We start from the raw sequence: 14,718 nt of genomic DNA, 5'->3' as shown, positions 1-14,718 counted from the left end.
CTTAATGTCTCGCTTACGTTTACTGATTTCAGAATCTTTCGACCCTTGGTTTAACCTTGCGGTTGAAGAGACGATTTTTCGTCAAATGCCCGCCGATCAACGTGTTATGTTTTTATGGCGTAACGCTGACACGGTCGTTATTGGGCGAGCACAGAACCCATGGAAAGAGTGTAATACGCGTCGTATGGAAGAGGATAATGTACGCTTAGCTCGCCGTAGTAGCGGGGGCGGTGCCGTTTTTCAAGATCTCGGCAATACGTGTTTTACCTTCATGGCGGGCAAACCAGAATATGATAAAAGTATTTCGACAAAAATTATTGTGGATGGCTTAGCAAGGGTGGGGATCAATGCTGAGGTTTCTGGTCGCAATGATTTGGTATTAAACACCGATGATGGGCCAAGGAAAATATCAGGATCTGCTTACCGAGAAACCCGTGACAGAGGATTCCATCATGGTACTTTACTTATCAATTCTGATTTAAATCGGCTTGCAGATTATCTTAACCCTGACCCTAAAAAATTACAGGCTAAAGGGATCACTTCAGTTCGCTCAAGAGTCACGAATTTATGTGAACTGGTATCAGATATCAGTCATGAAAAAGTGTGCGAGGGTATCGTAAAAAGCTTTTTCGATTATTATGGTGAAACCGTTGAGGCTGAATTTATCTCACCTGAGAAATTACCGGACTTACCGCATTTTCGTGAAACTTTTGCGAAGCAAAGTAGTTGGGAATGGAATTTCGGTCAAGCACCTGCTTTTACCCATTATAGTGATACACGTTTCCCATGGGGAGGTATCGAATTTCATTTTGATATCGAAAAAGGGGTTATTAAACGTTGCCAATTTTTTACGGACAGTCTTGACCCATCCCCATTAGAATGGTTAAGCCAGAAACTTACCGATCAAGTTTACCAAACAGAAACCATTCGTAAATTAATATTAGAAATGCATCAAATATGGCCTGAATTAACCGAACAGTTATCTGATCTTGAAAGCTGGCTAGTGCATGAGTTAAGCTAAATACGCTTTGTTTCTATGCTGCTTAAATGTTACCTAACCCGAAATAAAAATAGGTAAGGGGTAGGTAACATTAAGCGTTATTTACCATGAATATTAATAGCGTCATCCGGTTTGTCTTCTATTTTTTCACTCAAACCAAAATCTTCTATATAATTTTCTGAATTAAATAAATGATAATTTTCATTTAGAAGTGGATTAGAAACGCCTAACCAATTAGCAATACCATCAATAAACATCATCCCAGATTTGTTAGCAACAATATATTGAGTTGATTGGTGATCGGAAGAGAGCTGGATTAATGGAACACGGTACGCATATTTTGTTTTTCCGTGTAGGAGCTTTATTTGGTCTCCCTCTTCTTGATGGGAAAGACCATGATCAGCAAAGTAAATCATTGAGAATTTACGTTCTTTTTGTTGGTATTGCGTCTCTAACAATGAATAAATTGACTCAAGGATCTCATCTGTTTTATTAATGCTTGCAACATAGCAGGAGATATTATGATATTGCCTATCTTGGGTAATAAAATGATTTTCATAATCCTGAATTCTACCGCATGGGTTCGGGTGTGAACCATAAAGATGTATAATAAATAATCTTTTCTGTTTCTTTTGGATAGGGGCATTTAATTCTTTTTGAAAGATAGGAATAAGGGAAAAATCACTTTCATCATTAGAATTGAAGGCACCGAGTTTATTGAATTTTTTCACATCAGCATGCTTTGCTATAAAGGTAATTGGAGTGTCGTGTTTACCGATATAACCTTGATTCGATATCCAGTATGTTTTGAAACCGGCTGATTTGGCGAGTCCAACTAGATTTAAGCCATAATTAGGTTCTAATTTTTCTTTATCTGACTGTGTTAACATTAATCTTAATGAGCCAATAGTGTTATTTCCAGCACTGTTTAACCCATCAATAATGGTACTGTTCACACGGCTTAAGAAGGGGGTGTTATTTATAGGGTATCCATAGACACCCATATAATCACGGCGAACACTCTCTCCGATCACTAATACATAGTCATCATAACGGCTGTTGTTATTTAACGTTGATTTTCCCCATTCGCTGGGTTTGGTAAAATCATGTAGTGCGCTAACTTCACCCTTAACCTTAGATACGGATTCATAAATATTGTAGAAATAATCAAATGGCGATTGATTAATCAAGGCAATTATCACCAGAATTATCATCAGTGTTTTGTTTCGATAATAATTAATATTTAATTTTGTACATAATTTTTGGAAGGCGAATATTCCAACAATAATGAGGACGGCATAAAGATAATGAGTAAATGGAATTTGTGTGAAAAACTCAATGCCTTCAATAGCATCAGTTGCAATAACCGAAGCAAAATATTGGTAGGTTGGTTTATCAAAGGTCAGTCCAATAGGCGTATAAATAGCATACAATATTGCTATTGGTACACCTATCCAATAATAAGCTTTTTTTGAAGCGTAAAGGATAATATAAAGAGCACAGACGAGCGTAATGTCTCTCGGAGTTGGATGAGCATACCCAGAACCTTTCAACATTAATTTTGATGAAACGATAAGAATGATGAGTGGTATAATGTATACAAAATAGTGTTTTATTTTTAAGATTTTATTTTGCATTCTATTTTTATACCATGCAAATAATCTGGAATGTCCCACAAAAACAGCCTTTATAACAATAAGAAAATAATATTAATAATAATTTAACTATAACACTCATAAATGAGTTGCCGCAGATTATGTTTTTTTTCAATAAATGTCAAAAAAATACACATTGGACGTGTGTGCTTTAAAGGCATGACATCACTCTATTATCCGTTCTGAAATGATCTTTTAAGAGAAGATAGCTTTCTTTTGTTGCTATATAAGGCGGTATTGAGGATAAACTTGTTAGCGATATGGGCAAATTTCAAAAAAAGAGCCGGTATTTACCGGCTCGGACATAGACTTCAATGTTTAGGGAATGAAAAAATAATTAAGGGGACTATTAATACTCAACTATACAACTGAAATTTATTTAGTTGTTGCAGTTGCAAGACATAAATGTTTTACATTCAGGCAACTGACCACTTTGACGAAATTTTGCTGGGGTAATGTCAAAGTGTTTTTTAAAGATACGTGTAAAAGTGGCTTGTGAGCTAAAACCATATTGCAGAGCGATATCTAAAATTGGCAGGTTACCATTGCGTAATGATTTAGCAGCTTCTAATAAACGGCGTTTACGAACGTATTCGCCAAGCGTGCAACCTTTCATTTCTTTGAAAACACGCTGTAAATGCCACTTTGAATAACCACTTTTATCGGCAATTGTGTCGATTTTGATGCCTTCATTGCGCTGTAACTGACTTTCCAGCCATTTAACAATATCGTTGACTACACTCTCAGACATATTTACCTCCCACTTCTATGGGTTATTGTTCATTAATAACTAATAATAACTAAAGAAATTACTGTCTATTCTTCCCATTTTTCCGATATATCGATAGGCATAACGTGCTTTTTTTTAATGAGAATAGTTATTGATACGATAGATTTTATTAATAACTCAAACTTATACATACAAGAGTGTATGTTATTTACCTATTAAAATCAAATAGCTGAGTGTAAATGGTAGGGGTTGATATATCAAAAAATCAGTCGGATATATCAAGTTCAATTTTTTTGTTGGATGTATTCGAAATTATTAACCAAGTAAAATATTGAAAAATTAATTTAACTTAAGTTGTGACAGGTGTGCTGATTTTTACCATCAATACTTAGGAAATACCGAGGTAATAGTGACGGGGGTTAATGCTCAATAATCTGTGATTTTTGATGCTAATGGTTGATTGTTTAACTTTAGTTGAACTATCAAATAAGTCAATTTACTTAACGTATCTTTAACAATTTAAAAAAATCACTTGACTCAACATGGTATAAGCAAGAAATACATGGTGTGGCATTCATGTCCTGTTTTGGCAAAGAGGTTAGCTGGAGATGAAATTATGCAAAGGGAAGACTATTAGGTTTCTTGAGAAGACCCAAGAAACCTAATAGGTGATTAACGACGCAAGTAGATGTGTGGGGTGGCTGTTTCAGGATGTGAGATCACATCTAAATCTGCTTTATACCAACGAGTTAGATTTTCTGTCGTCAGAACTTCTTCAGGCGTACCTGCCGCCGCAAGTTGGCCTTGGTGAATTAAGTACACGCGATCAGCATACAGTGAGGTAAGGTTAAGATCGTGTAAGACGCAACACACGCCAAAAGGCCGCTCACGTGTTAATTGGTGTAATAACCGTAGGCTATGTTGTTGATGGTAAAGATCAAGAGCTGAAGTTGGTTCATCAAGAAAAAGACAAGCAGGGCTATGGTTGGGTTGCCAGACTTGAGCAAGTACTCGTGCTAACTGAACGCGTTGTTGTTCACCACCAGAAAGCTGACGGAAATCGCGTTGGCGTAATTCCAAACAATCTGTTTGTGCTAACGCCTCTTCAATGGCTTGTTGCTTATGCTCAGCGCCATACGGGCTACGCCCCATCGCCACGACATCTTCAACAGTAAAGGCAAATGATAAGCTACTTTGTTGCTTCATCACCGCACGTTTTTTCGCCAATGCATTATGTTGCCATTTGCGTAAATCTAAACCTTCTAACAGACACTCCCCGTGAGTGGGAGAGTGAAAACCAGTCAGTAGTTTTAATAAACTGGATTTTCCTGCACCGTTTGGACCAATAATGACGACCATTTCATGTTGCTGTATGGATAAACTGATATCTTTTATTAATACCTTATCGGCAACGTGAAAACTGAGGTTACGTGCTTCAAGTAGAGTTTGTGTATTCATGATGTTTAAACTCTCCCTGCTGGTTGACGTAAAATTAGCCATAAAAAGTAAGGCCCGCCAATGAGCCCTGTTAGTAATCCAACAGGAATTTCAGCAGGAGAAACCGCAGTTCGAGCAATGGTATCGGCAATTAAAAGTAAGGTCGCTCCAACAATCGCAGAGCCAGGTATTAGCCAGCGGTGATCAGGGCCTAGCGTCATACGGATTAAATGGGGCACCACGAGGCCGACGAAACCAATCACGCCACTCATTGCAACAGCACAACCTACCAGTAAGGCGCTAAGGAATAGTAAAATAAATTTTGTTCGCTCCACATTTAACCCGAGATAGTGAGCGTCTTCATCACCTAGTTGCAGTAGATTAAGTCTATTACCTTGCCAAAGGCAGACAAAGCAGGTCGGTAAGATAACACTGGCGGCAATCGTTAAGGAAGTCCAGTCGACATTCGCAAGTGTTCCCATCATCCATAAGCTAAAAGTACGCAGCTGTTGGTCATCGCTGATATAGCTTAGTACGCCGATGAATGACATACACAAGGCATTGATCGCAATCCCAGCGAGAAGTAAGCGTGCTAAATTCCCATTTGAGTAGCGATTTAAGCTAAAAATAATAATTGAAACAATAAGGCTGCCGACGAAAGCGGCGCCAATATGCCCATAGTTAAGTAGGGCGGTAGGTAATGAAAAAGAGAATACAATAAATGCAGCGACACATAAGGCCGCGCCACTGCTGATCCCTAATAAGCTGGGATCAGCAAGCGGGTTACGAAATAACCCCTGCATGATGGCACCTGAAACAGCAAGAGCAAGACCGACTAAAATCGCTAGCAAAATACGTGGTAGCCGGATATTGAGCCAGATCTGCCAAAGAGGGTCTGTGGCAGGCGTCTGCCACAGAGTTTTAAACGATACATTCATTGCGCCAGCGTTGGAGGCAAGTAAGGCAATCGCCATCAAAACGAACAATAACGCAATGATAGCGAACAGAGGGTATTTAATTCGACTCATTGAAACTTCTCTAATGCCTCGCGTATCTGTTGCATGACTTTAGGGGTACCAAGGCTAAATCCAAGCATTCCCATATCATCAACAACGATTAGTGCCTTATTTTTTGCGGCAGGTGTCATTGCCAGGCCTGGCAATTTCCAGACTTTATCTTCACCACCTAATGATTTGATGCCTTCATGGGTGACGATAATCAAATCAGGTTGACTTGCAATCACACCTTCTTGTGATAATGGGCGGTAACTATTAAACCCGTTCATGGCGTTTTTAGCTCCCGCCGCTTTGATAAGACTATCCGCAGCGGTTTGCTGCCCCGCAGCAAGCGGCATTACGCCACCATGACTCATGATAAACAGAATTTTTTTATCTATGGGTGAGGTATTTACTTTGGCAATCTGTTGATTAAATTGCTCAACTAACCGTTTACCTTGTTCTGTTTTACCGACAGCATTAGCCACCGTTGTAATTTTTTCTGGAATGGCTTCTAATGCAGGCTTACCAGTCACCTTGATGACTTTTACACCACTTTTTTCTATCTGGGAAAGTGCCATTGAGGGTTTTGCTAGTTCACTGGCAAGCACAAGCGTTGGGCGCATAGAAAGCACACCTTCAGCGTTGAGCATTCGCATATAACCGACATCGGGTAGCTTAACAGCTTGAGCAGGATGAAGGCTGGTGCTATCTCGAGCAACCACTTGAGAGCCTGCATCAAGTTCAAAAACAATCTCCGTAACATCACCACCTAACGTGATGATCCGTTCGGCTGATTGAGCGGAAAAGCTCATGATTAATGTCACTGCAATTAGAAGCCATTGTTTCATTTTTATTTACCTAACGATTAAATGTGCGGTAGCGCCATAACCTGATTACGCCATTGTTCTTGCTCTGGAGTACCTTCAGTACGTTGCCCGTACATTTGTACGATTTGATTACCGTCTTTATCGAAGACTTCAAGGCTTGTGACGAAACCATCTTGAGTAGGTTTACGTGTTACCCAACACTCTGAAACGCCGTTTTCAATCATATGCAACGTAAAGTCTGGATTAAAAATGTTGAGCCATTTAATGTCCGAACCTTCTGCTTGGTATGGCATAAGGCGTTTTAATTGACCAGTAAAAATCTGCACGCAGCCACGATTACCAACAAAAATCATGATTTCATTTTGGTCATTAAACGCGGTATTGACTAATTGATTGAATGAATCAACAGGAACTTGCCATGCTAAATCATCACTAACGGCACGGAAGACTTGTTGGCGACTAAGATTATTTTTTTTCAATAAAATAAAGAACTGGTGGACATCGGTCATGTTGCGCCACTCTTGTTCTAGCTGCTGTTTCAATTCATCACTGATTGGCTGCTCAGAGAATGGCACAGCGGCTTCAATAGCAAGAGGTGGATTGTCTGACGTTGCATATTGTGCAATGAGAGAGTTCCATGCCGCCATATCAGTCTCATCTGTAGTATAGACTTTATGCAGCGCATCGCCTTGTTTATCGAAAAATTGAATACTATGGCGTTCACCATTTTTTGAATCTTCAGTCAGCGTGAAAATGGCATCCCAATGAGAGAAGAACATGCGTAAGTCTAAGGCGCGTGGATTTAAAATTAACCCTGCATGGTCGCTAAATTTTGCATTGTCATAGCGACCAACTTGCTCATGAACAACATACTCATTGCGGGTGATGGCCTTAACTTTACCGACAGATGCTAGCGCTTTCAGCAGTGTTGGGGCATCAACATTCAGTCTTTGTGCTTTGTCATGACCTACACGACAATGCAATAGTTCACCTTCTGAAACATTAAGGTAGGCAGCCAGATCACGAGCGTATTTTGCTTTGTTTTCTGCTTTTGCTTGTTGGTAACGCTCGAAAAGTGTTGAACTCACAGTGTATCTCCTTAATTAACTATAAATTACCATTGGAAGCTGACGAGCAGCTTGGCATTACGCCCATCCTGAGGGACGCCTTGTGACGAGTAGTATTCTTTATCGAAGGCATTGCCTAAAACGACACTGGTTCCTAGGCCTTTTAATTGGCCTTCACCTTGGTAGCTAACGTAAAAATCATGAACAGCGTAGCCTGCTTGGCGCGGTGCTTTGGATGCATCGTTGAAATCGGTATGACGAGTAAATTCACCTAACCAACCCACAGAAAAACCACTGTCTGAAATTGGTACGTTAAGGTTGCTGGTTATCGAGTCAGGTTTAATGGAGGTAATTGATTTACCATTTGATTCATCTTTACCTTCGGTGTGGTTATAAGCTAAATTCCAACCCAAATAGTCGTTTTTATAGTCCATTGAAGCATCCCAACCCCAAATTTTAGCTCGTTTTGTATTGATGGAGGTTGTGTAGTTATTCTGAGGATTTCTAAAGTCAACGTTCACATAGGTATTGATATAGTCTTTTGCTTTAGTGTCAAAATAACTTGCTTTAAATTGTAGATTGTCACGTTCAGTGAATAGATCATCAAACCGTAGCCCAACCCCATATTCAGCAGTACGTGTAGACTCTGGTTTGAGATTCGGATTTGGTCGCCATTTATTTACTATTGGGCCCATTTGGAAATGAATTTCATCGTTATACATTTCCATCATAGAAGGTGCTCGGAAAGCTTCTGAATAAGAGGCAAATAGCATTGACCAGTCTGTTGGTGTAATGCTAACGGCGCCTTTAGAAGACCATTTGCCTTCTTTCACGTCCTCATTATCTTTAGCGGTTGCTTTATAATGGTCATAGCGAGTGCCAACAATAAACGATACAGGTAAATCTTTTAAGGCGATTTCATCTTGCAAGAAACCTGAAGCAAAGGTGATATCAGCATCAGGGAATTGCGTTGTTGAAGCGTAAGGTGTTTGATTTTGTTTGTATGTTTCGCCGCCATAAGTAAAGTTATGGGCTGCGATAGGTAAATCATACAAGTGTGTTTTATTATCAACTTTCAGACCATAAGTTTTTTGGGTACGGCCTTCATAGTGAGTATTTTTACCTTTAGCGGTAATATTAACGTCAGAATAGTAAGTGGTTGCTTTAAGATTTAACCAATCGTTTGATTCTGGGTTTAACTGGTAAGTCGCTTGGGCATCACGTTGACGTGTAGTGCGGTTAACCTTTAGATTATCCTTAGTAATATCGATTTGTTGTGGGTCTTTGGGTTCATATGCATTGTTATTGTAATAGCGCAGTTGCCCTGATAGCTTTTGCTTATCATCAAACTGCCATGTCCCTTTGGCGAGTAGGTTTGAGATGGTTTCTTTGTTTTCCATATCATCGCCATTGCTTAAGCGAACATCTCCGACTTGTTTGGTAACAAAACTAAACAAACCATCAAATTGCTCAGTACGCCCAAAAGATGTACCGCCAAAACCAAAGCTATGATCCCCTGTAGCAGCTTGGCTAAAGACACGAAAGCCACTGTTTTGACCCTCACGTAATAGATCTTTAGCATCTACGGTTTCCCAAGCGATCACACCTCCCATCGCGCCGCTACCATACAGTAGAGCTGAAGGGCCACGAACAATTTCGACTTGTTTTATCAGTGCAGGATCAATAAATGTGCCGTTAACGTGACCAGTATCAGTACCTTGGCGTACATTATCGACGAGGGTTAAAATACCGCGACGGTCAAAACCACGCATGTAGATATCTTGACCATTAGTGCGACTAGTACCAGTAACACCGATCCCCGGAATTTTACGCAAGATATCGTTGACCGTACTTGCCGTTTTTGTTTCAGGTGAGTCATTTTTGATCACAGTGACCATCATTGGGGCATCGAAGCTATCTCTTTCAGTACCTGTTGCATAGACGGTCATCACATCATTGCGATTTGATGGTGTTGTTTCTGCATGAGCGCTTGCCATAACGGAAAGTATTGCGCTTGTCAGAACGGATAAACGTAAAACATGAGACATATTGTTATACTCCATAAAGTGTTACCGGTTTGCTCCCTAAGTTTCGATTTTGCCTAAATCTGTATGCAGGGAAACAAACCGGCGAGTATTATTTATTTTATAATTATTAAATGGTTACCATTGATAACTCACATTGAAATAGAAATTACGGCCTTCTTGGGGAACCCCCATCGAAGAGACATATTGACGATCAAAGGCGTTTTTCATCGTTAATGTCGTATTCAACCCTTTTATAAATTGGTCAGCTTGATAGTTCACATAAAAGTCATGAAGGCTATAGCCTGCATACTGGATGACTTCTTTATGGTAACGATCGAGTCCATGCTGAGATTTATGTTGTTTTAATTGGTACTTAGCATTGCCTTGGAACTGTGTTTTAGCCGCAAATTCACCTACCCAGCCAAGACTAAGGCCAGTAGTTGCAATGGGGGCATTGAAGCGAATGAGTAGCGTTTCAGGGCGAATGGAAGAGAGAGAATAGCCTGTGCCGTCCTCTTTACCTGTTGTTTTGTTATGACTGATATTTAAATCAAACCAGTGGGTTTTGTAGCGAATAAAGCTATCAATACCTCGAATGGTGGCGGAAGGAACATTGCTAAAATAAATTTCATTAGGGAACCATTGATATTGCCCTTTCATGAAATGGTATTTTTTGGTGTAACGACCTTCAACGGCAATATGGTTTTTCGCTTTGGTATCAAAATACGTTGACCCAAATTGCAGTTCATCGCCATTTGATAACAGATCATCAAAACTTGCTTTTAAACCAACTTCTACTGTTTTATTTGTCTCAGGTTGTAAGTCAGGCGTAGGTCTAAAATCGGAAGTTAGCCAGCCGCCCATCACCGAAAAGTGATTAGAATTGTTATACAGCTCTGCCATACGAGGCGTCCGATAACCTTCGGAGTAAGAGGAGTATAGGTTTAACCAATGTGCCGGCGTGATACTGACCGCAAAACGTGATGACCAATTCGTGTCTCTATTCTTTGCAAACCCTTGACGTGAAGCTTCATAGCTTGTGAAACGGGTTCCTGCTGAGAGTGTAATAGGCAGGTGGTGTAACGTCATATCATTGTTAACCCAGCCCGAAATATTAGCTAGTCGAGCAGGGGGGTAGCTGATCGCGTGTTTATTGGGTTTTTGCTGTTGTTGATAATACTCGATACCACTTTCTATTTGGTTATTCACCCAGCCCTCAATAGGAACAATAAAGTGATTAGTCAATTTGGTACCATAGGTATATTGCGTACGCTTTTCGCGTTGATATTGATTATCAGCCTTAGCTTTTTCTCTATCTAATTGACTCAAAGATAGGTCGGTATAGTACAGATCCCAATTTGCTTGCCAGTTAGGGAAACGGTTTGAGGTAATATATTGACTAATTGAAACATCCCGCTGGTGGCTATCGCGCTCGTGGGGCGTGTTTTTAAAACGCGTATCAGCGGAGTTGTTTACTGTAGGTTGTTTGAGACCTAACCCATCATTACGATAATCACGTAGCTGTAAGGCTAAATGATAATTAGGGTGTGCATACCAAGTGGTTTTTAATAACCAATTATGCACTTTCTCATGATTATCTTGAGTTGGAAAATCCGCAGATGCGAGTGAATATTTTTTACGTTGGCTATAACTTAATAGCATATCCAGAGGGCCAGTATGTCCATATACCGATGCCCCGGCAAGGTAGCTGTGGTCATTGCGGTTGACCCCACTGAAAACGCGGCCTCCTAATGCCTGCCCTTGCTTTAATAAATCCTTTGCATTCACGGTTTTCATCGCTACGACACCCGCTAGCGCGCCACTTCCATGAGCAACGGATGAAGCACCTTTATGGACAAAGACTTTTTTTACCAGTGACGGGTCAATAAATGTCGCATTGTATAACCCAGAATTAAAATCTTGAGTGACGTTATCCACTGTGATTTTTACACCACGAGAATCATAGCCACGTAGATGAACCTCTTGACCGTAGGTTCCACCAGTACCAGAAACAAAAATACCGGGTTGGCCTTTTAATAAATCTAAGGCAGAGCTTACTGATTGATATTCAGGGGATTGAGCATCAATGACATCGACTTGCTCGGCCACCGCAATATTTTCGTGATGAAAAGGGTGGGTCGTAACATGAACAGTATCACCTATCGTCTTTTTTGCTGTTGCAACCGCGCTAAATCCTGAAATAGCGAGTGTTGTCGCAAGTGCGGAAACGGTTATTTTTGATCCATTTAACGATATGGTGGGTGTAACAGACATCAGTTTAAACTCCATAGGAAATCCTTTCCTTATGTGGTGAATATCGCTGGCTGCCTTGATACAAGATCTGGGTGGCTTGCTGTGAATAAATTTTGAATAAAAACTATTTGGTTAAAATCAGTTTACCAGCACGAGTCTGCCTTAACTGGTATATCTCGCCGCGATGTTGGATCGCTAATTTACCTTCAGAGCCTAATAATTGATGACTATCTATAACGTCAACTTTTACGGGCGGAAGGGTTGAGTTGGCGATATTTTCAATAGGTGGTTTAGTGATGTTATCAGTCATATTTGGCCCAATTGATAATAAAACTAAGAGTGAGAATCATTATCTTTAAGTTGCTAAGTAACATCAAGGGGTTTTTACATTTAGATGACAAAATCACTACAATGCATGAGTTGCTTATCGATTTAGGTCAATATTTGGTGAATATTTATGCGGAAAGGAACTCGACTCTTTCCTATCAGAGAGAGTGAAAGAGTCGGTGGGGGAATAAAATGTCAGCTTATTTAAAGCGGCTTTCTACTGCTTGGACCAAGATATCAATGAGTTGCTCGGTATCATCCCAGCCTAAACAGGGGTCTGTGATGGATTGCCCGTAAGTTAGAGGTTGACCTGCAATAATTTTTTGAGTGCCTTCAAGTAAGAAGCTTTCAGCCATTACACCACTAATTGCGGTCGAACCGCCTTTGATTTGCTCGGCAATATCGCGGGCGACTTCAAGTTGGCGACGGTGGATTTTTTGGCAGTTACCATGGCTAAAATCAACGACTAAATGTTCAGCTAATTCAAATTCACGTAGCTTATCACAAGCCGCTGCAATATCTCCGGCAGAGTAGTTAGGCTGCTTTCCACCACGCATAATAATATGACCATGTGGGTTACCACTGGTTTGGTAGATGGTCATTTGGCCACTTTTATCGGGCGATAAAAACATATGTTGGGCGCTGGCTGCGCGGATGGCATCGATAGCAATGCGGATATTGCCATCAGTACCATTTTTAAAACCAACAGGGCAAGAGAGTGCCGATGCCATTTCTCGATGGATTTGGCTTTCTGTTGTTCTTGCGCCAATCGCTCCCCAACTGATCAAATCAGCAATATATTGCCCTGTGACCATATCGAGAAATTCTGTTGCGGTAGGTAGCCCAAGCTGATTGACATCAATAAGTAATTTGCGGGCGAGCCGTATCCCCGTATTGACTTGGCAAGAGTTATCTAAATTAGGATCGGAGATCAGGCCTTTCCAACCTACAACGGTACGGGGTTTTTCAAAGTAGGTACGCATAACGATTTCAAGACGGTCTTGATAGCGTTCACGTAAGACATTCAGCCGATTAGCATATTCCAGAGCCGCATCAATATCATGAATAGAGCATGGGCCAACAATAACCAATAAACGGGGATCTTCCCCCGATAAAATTTTCTCTATCCGTTTACGTGACGCTGTCACGTTTTCAGCCACTTTCTCAGAAATAGGAAATTCGTCAGCGAGTGTCTGTGGGGTAATTAAGCTATCCACACGCTGAGTACGTAGTTCGTCAGTTTTTTGCATTCTTTCTTCTCAAAAGCTTTAATAGGCAGAGCCGTATCAGTGATTAGGATCACAATAAACGAAAATGGCTCGAATTCAACCTACAACGTGAGATTGAATGAAAGATTTTTTAAAAAATACATTTCGACTAAAAGATACGCCGTTTTAGCCCCATCGTGTCAATGACTTTGGCAGAAATTTCCTCTACTGAGTAATTGGTTGTATTGAGATAGTTGATCTTGTTTTGTCTAAATAGTGCCTCGACCTCAGCAATTTCAATGCGGCATTGACGTAATGATGCATAGCGGCTGTTTTCACGTCGCTCTTCACGAATAGCGGCTAGTCTTTCCGGGCTTATCGTCAAACCAAATAATTTATGCGTATAAGGGCGTAGTGCAGCGGGTAACTGCAAGTTATCCATATCGTCTGCCGTAAATGGATAGTTAGCGGCTTGAATACCAAATTGCATGGCTAAATAGAGGCTGGTAGGGGTTTTACCACAACGGGAGACGCCTAACAAAATCACTTGTGCTTGGTCTAGATTGCGCAAGGAAATACCGTCATCATGGGCTAATGTGTATTCGATAGCAGCAATGCGAGCATCATATTGATTGATATTCTGTAGCGATAAGCCATGGGTACGGTTGAGTTTAGGCTCAGGCTCTAACCCCACTTCTTGCTGAATAGGGGCAACCAAGGTTTGCACAATATCCTGACAAAAACCGGCGCTGTCGGTAATAATTTTTTTTACGGAGGGGGAAATGATGGAATAGAACACCAGTGGACGGTTTTGAGTCTCTTGATAAATCGTATCAATTTTCTGTTTTATTTCCTGCGCACGTGCTTCTGTGGTGACAAAAGGTAGCGTATAGGAATTGAAAACTAAGGGAAATTGCGACAAAACAGCATGTCCTAGCGTTTCTGCGGTTATTGCGGTTCCATCTGAAATAAAAAAAACAGTTCGTTCTGTGAGGTTTGTTTTATGATTAGTTGCGGTTATTTCGCTCATATATAGTGTCTTTTGTTGTATTTTTCGTTGGTTTTAGAGAGATATTATATTTGATTAAAGTTTAAAAAATAGTTTATAGGGGAAAGTATAGCCAATATTTGAACAATTTTTAGAACAAAAATTTTTTCTTGCTAGTTGGAACGATTCACCAGTCTATAT

The 14,718-nt window shown here is 40.4% G+C and carries 12 protein-coding genes; 1 reads left to right on the top strand and 11 read right to left on the bottom strand.

Translation table 11 applies throughout. From position 1 onward, the window contains the following. The first annotated feature begins 4 nt into the window (after positions 1-4). Positions 5-1,021, top strand: coding sequence for a lipoate--protein ligase (locus PR675_RS02720; RefSeq protein WP_004919115.1), 1,017 nt, complete (start codon positions 5-7; stop codon positions 1,019-1,021). 77 nt (positions 1,022-1,098) lie between these two features. Here PR675_RS02720 and PR675_RS02715 read toward each other — a convergent pair whose 3' ends face one another. From PR675_RS02715 to ppsR, 11 genes are all read right to left on the bottom strand, one after another. Continuing rightward, positions 1,099-2,637 carry a sulfatase-like hydrolase/transferase gene (locus tag PR675_RS02715; RefSeq protein ID WP_060561310.1) on the bottom strand — a complete coding sequence of 513 codons (1,539 nt, stop codon included), beginning with the start codon at positions 2,635-2,637 and terminating at the stop codon, positions 1,099-1,101. A 397-nt stretch (positions 2,638-3,034) separates the two neighbouring features. Next, positions 3,035-3,406, bottom strand: a complete 372-nt coding sequence (locus PR675_RS02710) for a helix-turn-helix domain-containing protein (RefSeq protein ID WP_014658208.1) — start codon at positions 3,404-3,406, stop codon at positions 3,035-3,037. Between the two features lie 651 nt (positions 3,407-4,057). Continuing rightward, positions 4,058-4,843: a heme ABC transporter ATP-binding protein gene (locus PR675_RS02705; protein ID WP_004919124.1), complete on the bottom strand. Its 786-nt coding sequence runs from the start codon at positions 4,841-4,843 to the stop codon at positions 4,058-4,060. Between the two features lie 5 nt (positions 4,844-4,848). Further along, positions 4,849-5,850, bottom strand: a complete 1,002-nt coding sequence (locus tag PR675_RS02700; protein ID WP_004919125.1) for a FecCD family ABC transporter permease — start codon at positions 5,848-5,850, stop codon at positions 4,849-4,851. Beyond that, complete coding sequence (locus PR675_RS02695; RefSeq protein WP_036939993.1) at positions 5,847-6,668, bottom strand: heme/hemin ABC transporter substrate-binding protein; 822 nt, start codon at positions 6,666-6,668, stop codon at positions 5,847-5,849. The genes PR675_RS02700 and PR675_RS02695 overlap by 4 nt, the downstream gene beginning before the upstream one ends. Positions 6,669-6,685: 17 nt before the next feature. Further along, positions 6,686-7,735, bottom strand: a complete 1,050-nt coding sequence (locus tag PR675_RS02690; RefSeq protein ID WP_004919129.1) for a hemin-degrading factor — start codon at positions 7,733-7,735, stop codon at positions 6,686-6,688. A gap of 26 nt (positions 7,736-7,761) precedes the next feature. Beyond that, complete coding sequence (locus PR675_RS02685; RefSeq protein WP_060561309.1) at positions 7,762-9,762, bottom strand: TonB-dependent hemoglobin/transferrin/lactoferrin family receptor; 2,001 nt, start codon at positions 9,760-9,762, stop codon at positions 7,762-7,764. A gap of 114 nt (positions 9,763-9,876) precedes the next feature. After that, complete coding sequence (locus PR675_RS02680) at positions 9,877-12,030, bottom strand: TonB-dependent receptor domain-containing protein (RefSeq protein WP_060561308.1); 2,154 nt, start codon at positions 12,028-12,030, stop codon at positions 9,877-9,879. Between the two features lie 88 nt (positions 12,031-12,118). Further along, positions 12,119-12,304: a hemin uptake protein HemP gene (gene hemP, locus PR675_RS02675; RefSeq protein WP_004919137.1), complete on the bottom strand. Its 186-nt coding sequence runs from the start codon at positions 12,302-12,304 to the stop codon at positions 12,119-12,121. 217 nt (positions 12,305-12,521) lie between these two features. Further along, positions 12,522-13,571 carry a 3-deoxy-7-phosphoheptulonate synthase gene (locus tag PR675_RS02670; RefSeq protein ID WP_014658212.1) on the bottom strand — a complete coding sequence of 350 codons (1,050 nt, stop codon included), beginning with the start codon at positions 13,569-13,571 and terminating at the stop codon, positions 12,522-12,524. 127 nt (positions 13,572-13,698) lie between these two features. Continuing rightward, on the bottom strand, positions 13,699-14,559 hold the full coding sequence (gene ppsR / locus PR675_RS02665) for a posphoenolpyruvate synthetase regulatory kinase/phosphorylase PpsR (protein ID WP_004919142.1): 861 nt from the start codon (positions 14,557-14,559) through the stop codon (positions 13,699-13,701). Positions 14,560-14,718: the final 159 nt, after the last annotated feature.

This window comes from Providencia sp. PROV261 (assembly GCF_028477945.1).
GTDB classification, from domain to species: Bacteria; Pseudomonadota; Gammaproteobacteria; order Enterobacterales; family Enterobacteriaceae; genus Providencia; species Providencia stuartii.
This window is presented reverse-complemented; position numbering and strand designations above follow the sequence as displayed.